The sequence below is a fragment of the Pseudomonas brassicacearum genome (genome assembly GCF_003732175.1).
GTDB classification, from domain to species: domain Bacteria; phylum Pseudomonadota; class Gammaproteobacteria; order Pseudomonadales; family Pseudomonadaceae; genus Aquipseudomonas; species Aquipseudomonas brassicacearum_G.
Genome location: NZ_MOBI01000044.1, coordinates 12,682 through 29,953, shown reverse-complemented (window position 1 = coordinate 29,953; position 17,272 = coordinate 12,682). Strand labels below are relative to the sequence as shown.

General features: G+C 54.2%; 12 protein-coding genes and 1 pseudogene. 1 reads left to right on the top strand and 12 read right to left on the bottom strand.

Translation table 11 applies throughout. The features are described from left to right. From BK658_RS29280 to BK658_RS29260, 4 genes are all read right to left on the bottom strand, one after another. A partial coding sequence (locus BK658_RS29280) for a hypothetical protein (RefSeq protein ID WP_185019923.1) occupies positions 1-386 on the bottom strand: 386 nt, incomplete at its 3' end. 372 nt (positions 387-758) lie between these two features. Then, a complete protein-coding gene (locus BK658_RS29880; protein WP_148049750.1) occupies positions 759-1,229 on the bottom strand; it encodes a hypothetical protein in 471 nt (156 codons plus the stop codon). Positions 1,230-1,290: 61 nt separating this feature from the next. After that, a complete protein-coding gene (locus BK658_RS29265) occupies positions 1,291-1,713 on the bottom strand; it encodes a hypothetical protein (protein WP_123585345.1) in 423 nt (140 codons plus the stop codon). 61 nt (positions 1,714-1,774) lie between these two features. Beyond that, positions 1,775-2,686 (bottom strand): hypothetical protein, encoded by a 912-nt coding sequence (locus tag BK658_RS29260; protein ID WP_123585344.1) that lies wholly within the window; start codon positions 2,684-2,686, stop codon positions 1,775-1,777. A gap of 367 nt (positions 2,687-3,053) precedes the next feature. On the opposite strand from BK658_RS29260, the gene BK658_RS29255 reads away from it, so the two are divergent. Further along, complete coding sequence (locus BK658_RS29255) at positions 3,054-3,338, top strand: helix-turn-helix domain-containing protein (protein WP_123585348.1); 285 nt, start codon at positions 3,054-3,056, stop codon at positions 3,336-3,338. 339 nt (positions 3,339-3,677) lie between these two features. On the opposite strand, the pseudogene BK658_RS30565 reads toward BK658_RS29255, so the two are convergent. The 8 genes and pseudogenes from BK658_RS30565 to BK658_RS29215 form a co-directional block, all read right to left on the bottom strand. Continuing rightward, positions 3,678-3,960 (bottom strand): annotated as a pseudogene (locus BK658_RS30565) (transposase); the annotation flags it as partial. 864 nt (positions 3,961-4,824) lie between these two features. Then, positions 4,825-6,528, bottom strand: coding sequence for a hypothetical protein (locus BK658_RS29245; RefSeq protein ID WP_148049749.1), 1,704 nt, complete (start codon positions 6,526-6,528; stop codon positions 4,825-4,827). A 402-nt stretch (positions 6,529-6,930) separates the two neighbouring features. Beyond that, positions 6,931-7,257 (bottom strand): hypothetical protein, encoded by a 327-nt coding sequence (locus tag BK658_RS29240; RefSeq protein WP_123585342.1) that lies wholly within the window; start codon positions 7,255-7,257, stop codon positions 6,931-6,933. A gap of 314 nt (positions 7,258-7,571) precedes the next feature. After that, a complete protein-coding gene (locus BK658_RS29235) occupies positions 7,572-7,835 on the bottom strand; it encodes a PAAR domain-containing protein (protein WP_123585341.1) in 264 nt (87 codons plus the stop codon). A gap of 47 nt (positions 7,836-7,882) precedes the next feature. Beyond that, on the bottom strand, positions 7,883-8,497 hold the full coding sequence (locus tag BK658_RS29230; protein WP_123585340.1) for an Imm43 family immunity protein: 615 nt from the start codon (positions 8,495-8,497) through the stop codon (positions 7,883-7,885). Positions 8,498-8,515: 18 nt separating this feature from the next. Next, entirely contained in the window at positions 8,516-13,225 is a 4,710-nt protein-coding gene (locus BK658_RS29225) for an RHS repeat-associated core domain-containing protein (protein WP_123585339.1), read from the bottom strand. Beyond that, positions 13,222-16,125, bottom strand: a complete 2,904-nt coding sequence (locus BK658_RS29220; protein WP_123585338.1) for a type VI secretion system Vgr family protein — start codon at positions 16,123-16,125, stop codon at positions 13,222-13,224. Before BK658_RS29220 ends, BK658_RS29225 begins: the two co-directional genes overlap by 4 nt. Positions 16,126-16,259: 134 nt before the next feature. Further along, positions 16,260-16,778, bottom strand: coding sequence for an Hcp family type VI secretion system effector (locus tag BK658_RS29215; protein ID WP_123585337.1), 519 nt, complete (start codon positions 16,776-16,778; stop codon positions 16,260-16,262). Between the last annotated feature and the right edge of the window lie 494 nt (positions 16,779-17,272).

The window sequence follows — 17,272 nt, the reverse complement described above, 5'->3', positions numbered from 1 at the left end:
ATCAGTGGCCGGATGCTCATGGAATAGGTGGCCGGATGGCCGTGGAATCCGCATCTGGCAACTGCATCCACGGTGAAGCTGGCCAACTCGCGCCCATCCATGATGAGCACCCGGTCAAAAGCTTGAAAAATACTCATCTCCCGCAGTATGTGAAGGAAGCTTTCGTCAGCGAGATCTCGCCTACGAGCAGGCTCATCCCAATTGTCGTAGATCAGCAACCAGTTCTGCGTGAAGCTTTCGAAGCCGGGCTTGTTGGCCTTCTCCACTTTGCTCGTTACAACATGAGCCATCGCCTCCGCCCATTCCTTCGCACCGTTACCAACCCAACCGTTGCCGGGATTTTGGCAGAACTGCGATTGCACGTTGATACATAGCCCATCCCGCATGCCAAAGTCTCGCTGACCTCCACAACCGTAATAATGACTCGCAAGGCTTGCAGTGAAATCTAGTTAGCCAGCATCCGTTGGTACTACGCTTCACTGCCTTGTCTTCACTGTGACGAACATTTTGATGCGGTCGTGAATCTCTTGGAGGCATGGCGAAGAGGCTCATGCCTCTCACTGGTCGTCGGATCTTTGCGGCCGCGCGCTCTGCGAATCAGTCCATCGCTTGCGTTCAAAAAAACAGATCACAATGTTTTGCAACAGGATTTCAACTGAGTCACCAAACAGAACAGCAAGCGTGCGTTTCAAGATGTAACAATCCGCCTTCGGGGATTCCCGAAGGTCTCAGCCTGGCAGCTTACTGCATATTTAAATCTATTGACCGGTAATAGCAGCCAAGACCTCGCCCTCCGCGACCAGCCGGATGCATTTTTTCACTCTCCGCTGAATAACGAGCATCATAATTCCACAAATGACAATCACAATGCCGAGCAATATAAAAAGCGTTAAGATACCGAATAGCGTAATCAACCAAGCAGCCACCGTAGTCCAAAACGAGTAGCAGTCATGCTCAGCCTGAGTATCTAAGTTTTTAAAAGCATAACAGGTCAAGTGACCTTTCTTTATCACTCCCGCGACTCGTACATTATCTCCTTCTGCTATGCTAACCACATCTTTCAAAGCAAATTCAACGGGACGTCCATTTACTCTAAACGAATAAGTATTTCCGGACGAAATTGACCCACTCGTATTGCCAGTTACCGCTGATGTTTGAATATTTCCGTGAACAGAAGTGCCACGACTGACGTGCGACACAATGCCTTCAAGCAATTCAAGCTTAGCCATCTGATTCCTCAGCTTTTAAACGACGCAGATAGAAAATATGCGCCCGGAAACAACCATTAATTTAGTTCGCATTAACGGCATTAATAATCTTGCAAAACTCGCCACGCGCACCGATATCCGGGGCGTAAATTCCTGCTGCTACCACAAAGACCAGCGTAACCTTCGTGCCTGACGATGCAGCCTCAACAATGGCATTTAACGGCGCTCGTTTACTGCTGTAGTTGACATCCTGGTATGCAGAGATGAGGCCTCTATGTGGATCAGATGACTCAATGTGAAACCCCTCTTCTAGCATCACTGCTGACAGCCGCTGAAATGCCAAATTAGGGGAAATGCTAGGCAGCATCGAAGTTGTCGAAAATTTCTTACCAGTAACAATGCTCCCTTCTGAACTGAAATTTGCCTCGCATTCATTTGTTGAATGTAACGCAGCACATCCACTGAGCGCGGCAATGCCCGCTGCGAGCGCCAACCGATAAATCATGGTAGTTTCCTGTTGCTCAAGCGAGAGGCGTCAGCGACGCCTCTCGGCGACTAGAGTGAATTCAGAGAGTCTTGGAAAGTAAAACCGTACCACTCGCAGTGTCCACCACGTCAACTCGTTGCGGCGCTACCAAGACGTAGTGTTTGGGGCCAAAACGGTCAGTAATAATTTCACGCTGTATATTTTTTACGTAACCGTAGACCACAACATTTGACGTAGGACGTGCAGCCTCGATCTTCCGAGCCTGAGCTTCATCGGGGACATCAAAAAAGACACTCGAACCGCCAGTGAGACCGATAAGGTAGTCTTTTGGCCCAGGGTTGTAGTAGCAGCGCGTCGGAGCAGCACGTTTGAAGCTCTCTTGGTTTCGCATTTCTTCTGCACTGTATTCCAATTTATCGGAAAACATGCAGCCGGACACTTTAAATCCCTTAGATGCAAAGTCATAGGCAGCCAAGTGATCAGGAATTACAGCCTTTACCAGCCTATTCGATCCGGACTTACTAGCCTCGTCCTTTACAATGGTGAAAATTTTATCGCTCAAGTCCTTTTTCTTGAATGTGTCTTTCGTGGTAAGAATGTCATAACTAAACTTGTAGAGGTCGGGGTTTTCATCACGCACCAAAATCGCATTTTTCACGGATTCGACCACGTCATCCTGCGTCTCATCCCAAGCATGCTGCGCAGTGTAAATCCGCAAAGCAGTCATTGGATTCAACATATCTTGGTACTTCGAAAGGTCACCCAACTCTACAGCGGACAGCTCTACAGTCCGTGGCTGATTACGTGCTGCAAATCTCTTCTCAGCATCACTCTGTTCCGTTTTCTTAAGTGGTTGCTGTACTTCAACTTTCTTTTCTACTTTTTTCGCATCTGCTCCGCTATCCGAGCATCCGACCAAAAATGTACTACAAAATCCAGCGAGCGCACTTACTACCAAGCATTTCGATGAAATGCTCATCTTTCCGTTCATACAACAATCCTTTTGTCCATTGATAGAGTGATAGCCATCGCTACGTCAGCGTTGAGTCCAGCACTTAGAAAGCCCTAATAATACTCAAGAAACCCTTCATCTCATTCGTCACGCCTGCACTCTATTTCTCTTCATACAACAGCAGTCCTTGGTGATGTCTTCTGGCATCAAACGCGTGCATTCCACAATGCAAAACTATCGACGGCGTTGCTAGAACGCTTGCCGCCATCTACCAACCAGCCCTTGGAATCAGGGACGGCTTAAGAATCGTCCAAGCTGACTGCCGAAGAACAAATCGCACAACCGGAAGTATGCTTCCTGTTGGGATTAATCTGCAAGCGTTCCAATGCCCGTTTTGGGCCTAAAAATGGAACTCAACCAAGCATTTGGACGTGTTTTCGCACGCCTACGCATGCGGAACGGTTTGACTCAGGAAGATTTCCATCCGGCAGCCACAGACAGGTATGTCCGAATGCTCGAAAAAGGAAAGGCATCGCCGACGATTGCGATGTTCTGTGAGCTATCAAGCGTGCTGAATGTGAGCCCAGCGGTATTGATGGCCCTCACAACAGCAGAAGCTGCTGGCCTTACTGAAGAGGATGGCCTCCAAGCGCTCCAAGCAGCGTTAGATGACACCAAGCGCGTTGCGTAGCGGCCCTACGAGCCTGAATGCTCCTCATACCGCCTTACAGCACTGCCTCTCTTTGTTCTCCCCTCACCATGACGCTTCATAGCTCCGCTCAAGACTCGTGACGGGATTGAGCGCTGTTGCGGGCATCTGGCGGTTGCTTGAGCACCACTTCTGAGCGCGATTTTGGCTAGAATCTGGCTGCACCCCCCCCCCTCAGATCGGCTTGGGAGGGCGCAAGCCCCTGGACATGTTAAGCACTCACTGCGAGTCTGAATTTGTTCTGAGGCTTGTGGGACAGATTGAAAATGGCGTATTTCCCTAGATTTGTGCTCGATGGTGTTGCCGCCAAGCGCTGATTTACTCGGGGTACAGGCCTTTACGGCGGCAGTACTCGCCCAGTTCAATTTCGGACAGGCCTGCGGCCTCAAGGACGACAGCGAACTTGGTTTCGACTGCCCAGTTCTGGGCCGATGGGGTGTTCTCGGGCACTGCATTTCCTTCAGAGCTGGCCTTTCTCGCCAGTTGGCCAATGACATGTCGCTGACCCCCTTCGCGCCGAGCAACCTCAGCCATCGACAGGCTCGGTGGGGGGAAGCAGCATTTTGAGCAATGCGGCTTTGCGTTCCGGTGAATAGTACGGCACGAACAGTCTCTTTCCGCCCCCGATCTGCTTTTTCAGGAAAAATCGGAGAGGCGACAACTATCCTGACACCGGGGGCGACACTGACACCAGCTGTGTGCAGCAACCTACCCTTTTACGTTAATAGACTTACAGGCCTACCGCTAAGGTCCGCTTTCGACCGCTTCGCGAATGTGGCCACATGGTGTGTCCCACAAGCCTTGTGGCAACAGGACGTGACAATTAGCCGTGAAGAGAGATCTCGCGCGCGCATCACACAGAATCAGTCCAGGCAGGTGAAATGCATGGATGGAGACCAAACCAAGAGACTAACCAAACTGGGGCCATTCGCGGGCACGCCCGTGGTCGCACTCGGAGAAAGCACCAGGTGTTCAACCTCTATGCGCACGTGTCTCCTACTTGACTGGCGCGCTGATACAGGGTGAATGAGGGATTCGTTGGAACACACACCATGATGATGGGCATGGGTGTGTACCTACTTCCGCCATCACGGGTTAGTCTAGCTTTGCTCGGAAGCTGAGGAGCGCCCAGTCTTCTCCTCGATTTTTTCAAGAAAAATATTTCAGCCGCAGGCGCAGTATTTCTTGAAAGCAGCAATGTCCGCGTCGGCGATCTCAGCTAGCTGGCCCTTAAGCGCCCCCCAACCAATCGTAGTCACCGGTTAGTTTGGGCGCTCGGACGGAGCAAGGGCCATCACAAACAAGGTGCTGATGCTGCTCGCGGCCAATTATGTGCCCTTGGCTAAAAGGAGCATCGCCGCAAAGTGACTTGAATCGACAAGTTCGCAATTGGTGTTGCAGCGATGGTCTCATTGGCCGGTGCAGCCCGGTGTTTGCGACGAGACTCTACTACTAGCGCTACTGAAGTTCAGAGTCCTAAGCCCTGACATCGAATCTCTGTACCTTCTAGATCCATATGTACGACAAGATTGTCAGCATCAAAAATCGTACCGATAGAAGAGACCACGCTGGCGGGTGAGTTTTTCATATAGTGCTCAATGAGGGCATCAGGGTCTTCGAGCGGTAGCACGCTGCTGTGTTGCCACGTGTTCATTGGAAGATTGCTCAGGCCGTATTGAATTTTTCCATTTTTTAAGATATTTCTCAGGCTGTTCCATTCGTACGAGATAATCCCTTGCGGCCATAGTGTAAAATCGAAATTGTAAACATTATGTATCAAAAGAAAATATGAGTTATCAGGCGTGCAGTCATGCAACCCTTTTTCATCAAGAATGCTCTTTAGCTTGCCGTCCAGTAGCGCAGACTTTGCATCAGATAGCTGCCGCATCCCATTGTGTAGCTTTCCTGAAGCAAGATGATCGATGTCGCCAGAGATGTAAGCTTTTCCTCCGATCCGAAAATACTTCACTTGCGTAAAATAATATTTATTGCGGCGTATATCTTTTATTATTAGGTCTACATCTGGATTCAGTAATTCGTCCTTCACTTCATCCGGTACAAAACCAGTAAACACGCAATAGTCATCTCGAACCTCATCACCCGCGAAGTAATTGAAAACGCAGGCCTTCTCGAAGAACTTGCCGATTACGTTATTTAAGGTGCCGTCGGAAATCTCGTTCGCAATGAAATTTATTGTATGCCTAAGCTGAGTAGTAATACTTGGATTACCTATTGATATTCCTTTGCTTCCAATGTCAAATACTTGGTCAGGCTCTGACTGCCTATCTGAGTAGTATTTTATTTTATCTATATCATCGTTGGTAATCTCAATCCTGTGAATCAGGTCATATGGTGCATACTCCATATCGTTTTTCGTTTTGCACCACATGCAAAGGACAGCGAGTCTACAAAGCTTTTTAATCCACTGTACGCTTGCACTGCGCTCAAGTTTATAGGGTAGGTTCTCTTCAGGCAGGAAGAAAATCTTATCGACGAGATTCGTCCCAAGCATTGCTATTGCATCATGAAAATTATTATAGCTATCTGCTCCCTTGGGAATAAGGTCGAGGTAAGCTATATTTGCAATGCAGCTGTTCTGTTCCCATTGATTCGCAAACCATTTCCGGTGGAGCTGCTTTGTAATGTCTGACGAAGACGGAGATATCAAAATAACGTCGCCCCGCCTCACGGCAGAGGCGGTCCTCGTCAGCAAAAGAAAGAGAACTTCACTCAAAAAGTAAAGTTTAATGATGTCATGTAGCTGACCGCTTGGTTTAGATCCATAGCATTCTTTTATCTTGAAGGAGTCTAGAATCCGGTCCAGCTGCAAATTAGTCCCATCGCATAACTTTAGCTTCAAAGCGTTTTTGACTGCTTCGGTTTTAGGGTATGACGGTAGTTCGTATGCTAATGGTGTAGAATCGCTGGCGAAATTCTCTAAATTAAGCTTTGCAGCATTAGTCAAGCCAAGGTGCACCTGGCCAAGTGATGCGAGCACTTGCTTCCTGAGCACATTGTATGCTGTTGCCAACTTTATAATCTCGTCTGCTGGCTTGCAGCTGGGCTCGCTAAATGTCTGCTCGATAAAATCTACAGGATCGAACTCCAGTGGAGCCCCCATCATTTTCCTTAACGTCCGCAGCTGACCGATTTCTAGACCGTACCAGATCAAAAGCATTCTCCATGAATCAAATTTTCTAAGATCTTTGTATTATGTCGGCAGTACATACAGTTTCTTTAGTCTTAGATTGCGATTTCCCGCTAGATTGAAGTGCTCCCGATACGCTCTATTAAACCTCACAACGACTACTAGGTTTAGAATGGTTCCCAGATGGTGTGCTCCAACGAAAAATTGGTTGCGCCAAGATGCGCACTATAACCTCCTGAGCAATCGAGGCTCGTACCATATGTATAATTTATGCAGATCACTGTGAATGCGATCCGTGAGTGGACTCGCTACACTTTCGTCAGCTCACGGATATAAAGCGGCAGCTGGCGTGACCGTCCGCCTTGGGTCGATTGCATTCGGTCGTGACCGACCTAAGGTTATCGATCTCAAGTTCGGGTGATACAACTACAGGAGAGGCTTGACCGACACTACGTCGAAATACTTGAACTTCTTCTTTTTAGCCTGACTTTTCGCCTCTTGCTCTGCGACAAGCGTACTCAAAGTGTTAGCATCATAAATGAACACTTCTACGTCACCTTCAAATTCCTTGGTAACGTGCAGCGTCACCCTAAGCTTCGGCGAGAGCGGTTTAGCAATGGAACGGAACTTTGGGCTCGGCTGCGGCTTTTCGAGAACTAAGGGTTCAAGTCTTTTCGGCGATGACTGGGGATCGGATTGGTTTGAGAGGCCAAATAACGCCTGACGCATCTCTTCTTCACTCAGTTCGCTCATCTTGAATTGCTCGTTGCTAAAATAAGAGGTGGGTATTCAACACGTAAAGACGAAGGGGTGCCAGGGAGACTGACATAGATGGCCCCGCACACGCGACAAATGGCATCAAACCGCTGCCAGGTGGAGAGGTACCGCTAACCGCAGCACCCACCAACTGAAATCCCCATCGCCGTCTAGATTATCCGAATCAACTGGCTACATGCGTCTCAGCATTGTCTACCCCGCGTTGCGGGAAGGTAACCAGCGAGGTTACTGTACCTTGCCCCCAAGGCACTGATGCTCTGACATCGCCAATGAATGCGTTCGGCAAACAGCTAACTAATCACCGCTCCTTGCGGACCGCTGGCGATCAGACTAGCTCCACAGGCGGTTTTCATGCCATCCAGCGCCACAGCAATTCCACCGACCGTGTAGGTGCTGCTGCCCTCGGCAATGGGGAAGACGCCTTTGCACAGTGGGCAGCTGACTTTGTGACCAACTCCCGCAATCGGCTTCCCGTTTAGGTCGGTTTGGGAGAAGGCTTCAAGAACCACCCCGCCATGAGTTGTGGAGTCACCCAATCTGATGATGTCTTTCACATTACCAACTCCAGGTTCATAGCTCAGCTTGTATAGAAAGTACTTACTCAAATGGGCCTTACTGCCGACCAAAGTACGCTTTCCAATGGAGTAAACTCTATGCCTTTAAAATCCACAGCCAAATCTTTGAAAGACTGAGAACAGATCAAAGTATTGCTCCCTGAAATAAGCCCCTTATATTTAAACAGGTCAAGCTTTAAGTCGACCGGCAAGATCAATTTTTTAAATCTGAAAATCAACCCATCCTCTTCTATAAAAGTAGAGGCAGGATCAGTATTTGAGCGCGTATCCAGCTCTTGAAACAAGACAGCATTGTAGGATTTAGAGGAAATAACCTCCCCAGCCTCTGACAACACCTTAATCGCCACGCTATCGGTAAGCTTTACATTCAACTCTTTGCAAACAGACAAAAAATCATCGCTAACGATGTAAAAGCGCGAAATGCTACGCACATCAAACTCATAACATTTATCTTTGGAAATAAGTACCATACCCCCAGGGAAAGGTGTGTGCGTCGTATACCTGATTTTTTCTGCATACCACGAAAAAAAACCGAATTCGACACCTTTGGTATTTGAATAAAACTTATCATAAAGATCTGCACGCAAAAAACCTATCGGACAACCAGGCTCTTCTTTCTGAGAAAGCACATAATAATTCATAACTACCTCGCACCCTGATTATTGAACTCGACGCTGCTTAGTTCCTGATACCGACAAACTTGTTCTCAGCCTGGACTGTATCGTTGATATCTGAGCGCGGGCCTGGGTCTCATCGATGACGCCTGCCTCATATTTGCTCCGAACGGTTGTCACCATGTTGTTAACCATTGGAGTGTAAACCTTGCTATGAGATCCACAATGGTAAAAAACACGCTTGGTTTTCTTGGCCTGTTCCGCACTGTCGGGCATCAATATCCCATTTTCCTTTTTATCCCGCTCACCAGACATACCGATATCTGAAAAGAAACTAGCTTGCCTATTCCAAACTTCCTCCGGTATGAGGTGATGGGCTTGCATCTTGTCATTGGTTTTGCCACCTAATTCTCGGTCAAGCTTTCTACTGCATAATCCATTAGGGTCGACCCATTGAGTTGAGCTGACTGCATATTGATAAAAATTAATACCACCGGCATAACTGATTGGGTCGCGACTGATAAACCGCCCAACAGACGGATCATAATACCGATGCCGATTGTAATGCAGCCCTATCTCGTGGTCGTGGTACTGACCTTGGAACCGTATGGGGTTGGTGAGCCCTTGCTGTTGCGCCAATGCTGAGCGCTGCTCGCGCACCTCCCCCCAAGCCTTGTACTGCGCGCTCCAGGCGACATCACCGTTCTGGTCGGTCAGCTCTTGCGGCGTACCCAAATGATCGCACTGATACCAGGCCACGACATCGAACGGTTGCGGAGTGGCCGTGTGGTTCCACAGCGGGTCGTCATCCTGGCTGTAGGCGCCACTGTAGTTTGGTTGCCCCGTCAGGTGAATCGGCTTGTGCCTCAGCGCCTGGGCTACCGGAATGAAGGTGCCCGGTTCAAAGATGTAGTGCACGGTACGACCGGCGCTGCCATCGAGTTGGGCCGGGCTGCTTTCCCAGGCCAGGTTATCACCGTCCCAGCCATACAAGGTAAAGCCACAACCGAGTTCGCGTTGTCTGCGCGCATGTTCGTTGCGATTCCATTGCGAGCCGGCCTCAGGGCGTTGCTTGTAGTGCGCACTGGAATTTTTGTGCAGGCGGCGACCGAGCGGGTCGTAGGCGTAATCCACGGCCAAGCGAGCATCTTCGAAACGCACCAGGCGGTCGAACAGGTCCCACTGCATTTGGCTACGGGTGCCGTTGTGCCAGCGTTGGATCTGGTTACCGCGCTCGTCGTACTCGTAATGCGTGCCGGCGTACTCGCGCAGCAGGTTATCCAGCAGTTTGCTGCGCGGCGAGCCCTGATCCAGCGGTCGGCGGATTTCCGTGGTTTTGTCGTCGAGCAGGTTACCGGCCGGGTCGAAGGCGAAGGTTTCCACGCCCAAGCGACTGGTAGCGCTGAGCAGTCGCCCCACCGGGTCGTAACGGTAGGCCAATGGACCACGGCGACTGTCGTTGATATCGGTCAACTGGCCGGCGGCATCGTATTTGTATTCACGCTTGAGCAACGTGGATTTGTCGTCACTGCGCCCCAGCAACTGTTCCTGCAAACGACCGGCCGGATCCCACTTCTGGGTTTGCAGCAGGCGGTTGCCCTGATGGCGGGCGACTTCGCGGTGCAGGTCGTCGCGTTCGTAGCCGATCAGTTCATGCTCATCCAGACGCAGACCGAGTAAATGCCCGCTGCCGTAGGTGAGCCAACTGACGCGGTGACCATCTGGACGGGTGGTGGCGATACGCTGATTGAGCACGTCGTACTCGTGCTGCCAGACCGCAACCAGTGGTTTTTCCAGGCCAAGGTAATGCTGGTGCTCGCGCAGCAGGTTGCCGGCCGGATCGTGGAACCATTGCAGACGGCTGTCGGCGTTGCTGGCCATGACCAGATTGCCGTTGCCGTCGTAGGCGAAGGTTTCGCTTTGCGATTGCTCGCCCAGCGTGGCACGGCGTTCGGTCAAGCGGCCTATTGGGTCGAAGCTGACGGCGATGCTGCGTTCACCGTTGAGCGTTCTGGCCAAACGGCCACTTTCAGGCTCGTACTGATAGCGGGTGGCGCGGCCGTCGAAGCCGGTTTCTTCCAGCAGGCGACCGACCGGGTCGTAGTGGAAGTGTGCGCGGCGTTCGTTTTCGTTTTCCAGGGCCACTAACCGACCCAGTTTGTCCCAGCGGTAACGTACAGTCTGTTCTGCGGCATCGACCCGTTCGGCGATAAAGCCAGCCTCGGTGTAGCTCCAGGTGGTGCAGCGATCCAGGCCATCGACGTGGGCCAGCAACCGGCCCTCAGCATCGCGCTCGAAACGCTCCTCGGTCTTGTCCGGGTGCTTGATCACCACCAGTTGACCGGCCTTGTACGCGTACTCGGTGCTCTGTCCCGCCGGGTCGGTGAAGCAGATCATTTGCCCGCGCTCGTTGTACTCCCAGGCGCTGGCCTTGCCGGAACAGTCGGTGTACTTCACTAGTTGACCGGCGTCGTTGTACTTGAGTTCTTTCGCGTTGCCGTTGGCGTCCTTGATCGCCGTCGGCAGGCCGGCCGGGTTGTAGGCGTACTCGGTCTTGTTGCCCAGCGGGTCGACCGCTTCGACCAAATTGCCCACCAGATCGTAAGCCCGCTGCCACTGGCCGCCCTCGGCGTCGCTGATCTTGATCAGTTGATCCAGGTCGTCATAGGCAAAGTACACCACAGTGTCATCGGTGCGGATGTGTTCAAGCAGGTTGCTGCGCTCGTCGTAGCTGTAGCGGTCGGAGCTGCCATCAGCACGGACGTGACGAACTACGTTCTTGGCGTCGTCGCGGAAGAACCAATCCGAACGGTCATCGGCATGCCGGATGCGGTAGGTGTAGCCGAGGCTGTCGTAGTAATGCCAGGTCTCGTGGCCATGGGCGTCGGTGACGTAGGTCAGGCGAATGTTTTCGTCCCACTCCAGGCGGGTGTCGAAACTGCCGTCATCGGCCCATTCGCGCACGGCCTTGGCATCGGCACCGTGACCCTGCCATTGCAGGTTCATGCCGCGATCAGTGCGGTCGGTGTAACGGGTAATCAAGTGATGCTGGTACTGATAACGCCAGGCGGCGCCGTTCTCATCCTGGACCAGGATCAAGTCGCCGTAAGCATCGTACTGATAGCTACATAATTGGCGCTGCGGGGCGCCGTCGCGAATTTCCCAGAGGCCGGTCAGGCGGCCGTGCTCGTCAATCAGTGTGCCGAGGTGCAGGTGAACCTTGGTCACATCGTCCTGATAGGTGATCAGATCCGACAATACCGAATGGTCGCCGTGGCGATGCTCGTAATGCAGCATGATCCCGGCGCCGTTGCGCAGCACCACGCCGGTCAGCAAGTAGCGCTGGCCACGACGGACGTAGGTTTCCTTGCGCTCAAAGCCACGGCACAGCAGCAGTTGGTCTTCGCTGGTGCGGACCAGGGTCAGGTTTTCGATGGTGTCGTAGTGAAACAGACCGACCTTGGGCAGCGGGTAGTCATGGCTGCGACCGTCGGCGTCATGGAACAGCAGCGCATCATCGACCAGGTCGAACCTCGTCGTGAAGGCAGTGATCCAGCGCGCACCCAGTACGTCCTGATCATAGGCATCCAGGCTCGAACAGTAGGTGCGGGTCCACTCAATCGGGAACGGCCCGGACAGACTGAAATCGGTGTGAGCAAGGATCTCCGAGCCCATCGCAAAGCTGATGCTGTTGCAAGTACCGGGACAGGTACCATTTTTGTCAGGATTAGCCCTTTTCTCCGCAGGCACTTCGTTCTTCCTAACCTCTGTCCGCCCCTCCCCATACTGATGCTTGGCCTTGCTGGTGGCGCCAAGTTTGACGTTCCCGGCCTGGCCATGCCGGTTACGCAAACTCCAAGCCTCAACTGCCTTGGCCAGTACCGCGAGCAAGGCTCCGATAGAGAATGGCATGCCAGGGTCGCTGAGTTTTTTCAGCTGGGTCCGAAGCTCTGGCCCCATGTTTTTTAATAGGCGCGTTTGTTCATGCACCAGCTTCTTGGCCTCTTCAGGCAATAGGAGCTTCACCGCGCTGTTGGCCACGCCCTTACCGGCCGCCGTATAAACATCCCAGAGGGCGCCATAGATGTTGCTGATTCCTTTGGTCGGGTCATGCAGCAACTGCCCCCCGACTCCACTGATCTTTTTCTCAGCCTGATTGAGACTCTCTGTCGCATTGAGATCCGCGTCGACCACCGCGTTCAAGCCCTTGGCGATATCGTTGAGAATCTGTTCGCCCTTTTGACCGGCTTCTTCGAGAATGTCCGGCAGGGTGGCCTTGGCCGTTTTCACGAAGTCGTCGATTTCGCCGACAATGGTCGCGTTCAGGTGCCCAACGATCACATTGATCAAGGCGTCGCCCAGCAGTGTCTTGCCGGCGACCTTCAGCTCCTGCCGCACCAGATACAGCGTCGGGCGCAAGTTCATGCGTGCGGCGGCCATATTCGGCGGATACGGGATTACCCCAATCAGGTCGATGCCCAGACTGACCCAGTCGAGCGGGTCACGCTTCTCGCTTTTGGCGAGGGTGGCAATGTCGTTCAGGACATCCACCAGCGCCATGATGTTGCCGACTACTGGCAGCATTCCGGCGACGTTCTTGATCCGGTCGAGGGTGACCACACCGCCGCTGACCTCTTGCAGCCAGGCATCAAATTTAGCCGCACCGAGCCCGACATCTTCGACCTGGATCTCATTGAGCGGAGCAACCGTGGACTGGGGTTCACGTTTTTTTTCAACAGCAATTTCAGTGGTCATGAAAGCATCTCACCCGCCAGCAGGCTCGGGGTTTTCAGGGAAGTCTTGGGAGCGGTGGCGGCCGGCAGACGCGGCAACTTGCCGCTCTTGCTCGCGGCACCGAGGAGTCGTGACGCCGTCGGCAGCGTTGCACTCGCCAGCTGCGGCAGCCCGGCGGTTCCGGCCTGCAAAGCACTGCGCACCTGTTGCGCGGTCTGCACGGCACCGAGGCCGGTTTGCACCGCGCCGATACCGGTCTGCGCCAGGGACGGGGCGTTTTTCAGCAGCCCGGCGCTGCTGGCACCCGGCAGGGCCTGGGCGACCATCGCCTGCACCTGCGCCGGAATACTCTCGGCACCTGGTTGTTCGCGTGGCCACTCGGGTTTGCCGATGTAGCTGCCATCGCTCCAGGTGTCTGCCGGATCCTTGCCGAACAGCACGCGCGCCGGCCCCGGTGCCGCGCCAGAGACGCTGGCGAAACCCTTGGCATCGAGCTTGCCCTTGAGGCTTTTGCCCAGCGCGTCGATCACTTCGAAGTCGCCACCCTTGATGCCTTGGCGCCCGGCGTACTGGTTGAACAGTTCGAGGTTGCCTTTGCCCGGCTTCGGCGGCTCCGGGAACGCGCCGGCCAGACTCTTGGCCCCGGTGTAGGCGAAGTTCGCCGCATGCGCGGTGTACGGGCCGGTGGTGGCGTGGGTGATGCCACCGGCGTTGTAAGTGGTGGCGCTGCCGCCGCCCTGGATCACCAGTTCGGTCTTGGCGGTGATCGTGATGCGGTCGGCATTGGCGGTGATGTTGAGTTTGGCCAGCAGGTTGATGCTGTCCTTCAAGGCGCGCACGTCGATGTCGCCGGACGCCGCGACCAGTCGCCAGCCCATGCTCTGCACGAACAGCCGCATGCCGCGACTGGCGCTGGCCAGCAGGCGCTTGCCAATGGACAGGCTGGTGTGGCCGGTGCTGCTCAATGCCAGATGCTCGCCCGTGGCGATATGACTGGAACGTGGGGTGGTCAGCGCAATACCGGCCGGACTGGCGAGCACCAAGTGCGGTTCGGTGAATTCCGGAAACTCGTTGGCGCTCATGTTCGCCGGACCGCTGCCAAGAATGCCTTGATGCTGGCTGTGCAGCGCCTTGGCGACGTCATCCTGATCGCCCGGTTCCTGGGCTTGCAGCTCGCAGGCCTGCATCGCAAAACCGTCCTGCTGATCGGCGGCGGTGGCCAGACGTTCGGCGGTTTCCGGGAGGTCCTTGTGGTGCTTGGATTCGTTCGGGCGTGGCTCGGTGGTCAGCAGCAAACCGGCCGCCGCCCGCACCGCACCATGGCGGTCAGTGCGCAGCTCAAAACCCTCACCGCGTGGCTGGCCACCGGACGGCCGTGGATGAGTCAGGTAGCCGAGATTGATCGCACTGGCGCCATGGTCACTGCGCAGCGCGATGCTGATCTCGCTGGTGGTGTCGTCGATGCGCAGTTCGTTGGCGCGACTGCCCTTGTATTCCTTGCTCTTGACCGTAGCGAGGGTCTTGAAGTCCGGCAGCTTGTACGGCGGCAGGTTCACGCCATGGTACAGGCAACCGGTGATTAGGGGCTGATCGGGATCGCCTTCGAGGAAGGTGATCAGCACTTCCATGCCGATGCGCGGCAGGTTGATCGAGCCGAAGTTCTGACTGGCCCAGTTCGACGCCACGCGCATCCAGCAACTGGTCTTGTCGTCGTGCTGGCCTTCGCGGTCCCAGAAGAACTGCACCTTCACCCGACCGTACTGATCGCAGAAGATTTCTTCGCCTTCGGGGCCGGTGACCACCGCACTCTGAGTGCCGAGGACTTTCGGTTTCGGGTGCTCCAGCGGCGGCCGGTACGGCACGTTCCACGGGATCGCACTGAACTGGTTGCGATAGCCCTGGTGAAAATCGTCCTTGAGGTCGGTGACGTCGCTAGTCACCGACTCTTCCAGCACCTGCGGCTGCTTGCCTTCGTGGCGGATTTCGGTGAGCAGCCAGAGGTCGTTCCACGCCGGGTTGGCGTGGTCGGTCAGCGCCAGGAAATGCCCGCTGACCAGCAGCGGCTGATCGCTGCGACCGTCGGCCAGCCGGTAGTCGCTGCGATGGCGTTCCAGGTTACGAGTGGCCAGGTGCTTGCCGCGTTCGCGGTCGACATAGCGGCCCGGATAATCGTAATCCTCCAGGTCCGGTTTCGCGGCGCTCTTGGCGTCGCTTTCCAGTTCGATGCGCGGCTTGGTGAAATCATAGTCGCGACGGGTGACGCGGCTGGTGCGGGTCGCCAGGCGCAACCCGAAACGCTTGATCATCGGCGTGTCGGCGACCAGTCCAGTGTCTTGCTGATACGCCACCGGCGCCAGTTTTGGGAACACCGTCTGGTCGTCGCCGAACACCAGCAGATGAGCCTTGGTGCTGTGCTGGAAGTGGTAGTGAATCCCCTCCTCCTCGCACAGGCGCTGGATGAAATCCAGGTCGGATTCATCGTACTGCACGCAGTACACGCGCTCGGGATACACCGCGCCCAGCTGGAATTTGTGATCGCTGGTGAGGATCCCGTGCTCTTCCAGCACCTGGGCGATGATCTGCGGCACGGTCATCTGCTGGAAGATCCGTTGGTTGACCCGATGGGCCAGGTAGGCCAGTTGCGGGCGCAACGAAATTCGATAACGGGTCAGGCGTTTACCGGCCTCGCCTTGGGCGATGCTGTAGACCAGCCCGTGAATGCCGGTGCCATTTTGCGCGAGCTGGAGAAAGGCCAGTTTGTGCAGCAGGCTTTCGAGGTCGAGGAAGGCGCGTTCGCTGACCAGCTCCAGCTCAAATTCAAACGGCGTGTTCAGGGCTTCGCGGCCCTTGAAGGCCAGGACCTGAAAGTCCGCGCCTTCGAGGGTCAACGTGAAATGGGGCTGGTTGGCCGGTGAGAACATCCCTTGTTCCTCGCACAATACTGCGGCGTCCCTCGACATCCGAGTCGGGTATCAACGAACGCAAAAAATTCTTGAGTGATGCAAACAGCATCGACCAGCAGCGCTGGCCGATGTTTTGAAACGGTCGGCCAGACTTAGCCAGCGACCGGGGAACGCCAGTCATCGGAACCCGAAGTACCGGAGACTTCGTGGGTCCAGGTGATTTTGCGGTAGGTGAACTCGACGTCTTCCAGGTGAGTGAAGTGCGAGTTCGACGGGTCCTGGCAGTTGTGCATGTAGTCTTTGATGTCGACGATGATCGCGTCTTCAAGCTTGGTGGTGAAGTAGTGTTCCTGGGTGCCGGCAGCCGAAGTGCGGTACCACTGGATGGTGATTTCGGTCAGGCGCTCGCCGGAAGTCAGGGCCGCCAGCAGCAGTGGCGAGGACTTGTCGAACACCTTGGTGATTTTCACTGGCTTGTGAACGCGCTGGCCGGTGGGTTGGCCGGACTGCGGGTCACGCGGGATGATCACTTCGTGGTTGAAACCCTGAACCATGACCTGGTCTTCGTGACCTTCCTGGTAGGTGTTGCCCACCGAATCAGCGGTGAATGCACCGGCGGTGATCAGGCCTTGTTTGGTGCCGGTGATGGACATATACGCTGGCGTAGCCATGGATGCTCTCCTTGCTAAAAAATCAGGACCGACAGGCACAATTGCCTGTCAGGTGCCGACGGAGATATCAAAAGTCGTGCCAGCCATCATATGGCCATTATTTATCAAGGGTTTGGGCTGACTCGCCCGTGCTTTTTTCCGGTTTTCGTGTAGGAAGAGTCAGCCAAGTGCGCAAGAAGTTGCGCAGTACTGCGCAACTTCTTGCGCACTCGCCTGTACAGAACGAATAACGTGACCTGTAGGAATATATCCACACGGTTATCCACATTTAAGTGCGCAACTTCTTGCGCACTACAGAAAAAAGCTAACACTCGATAATTGCCTCCGGACCGGCTACGCCGCATGCAACCAGCGGTCTAAAGCCTGCTTAACCAGGAACAGTTAACACAAGTAGGTCAGCTGAAAATATTCTCGGGATACCGCTTTGTGACATTTTCGCTATGAAAAGAGGGGTGGTGTCTCTGGAAGGCCCGTAAAACCTATACTCCAGGCAA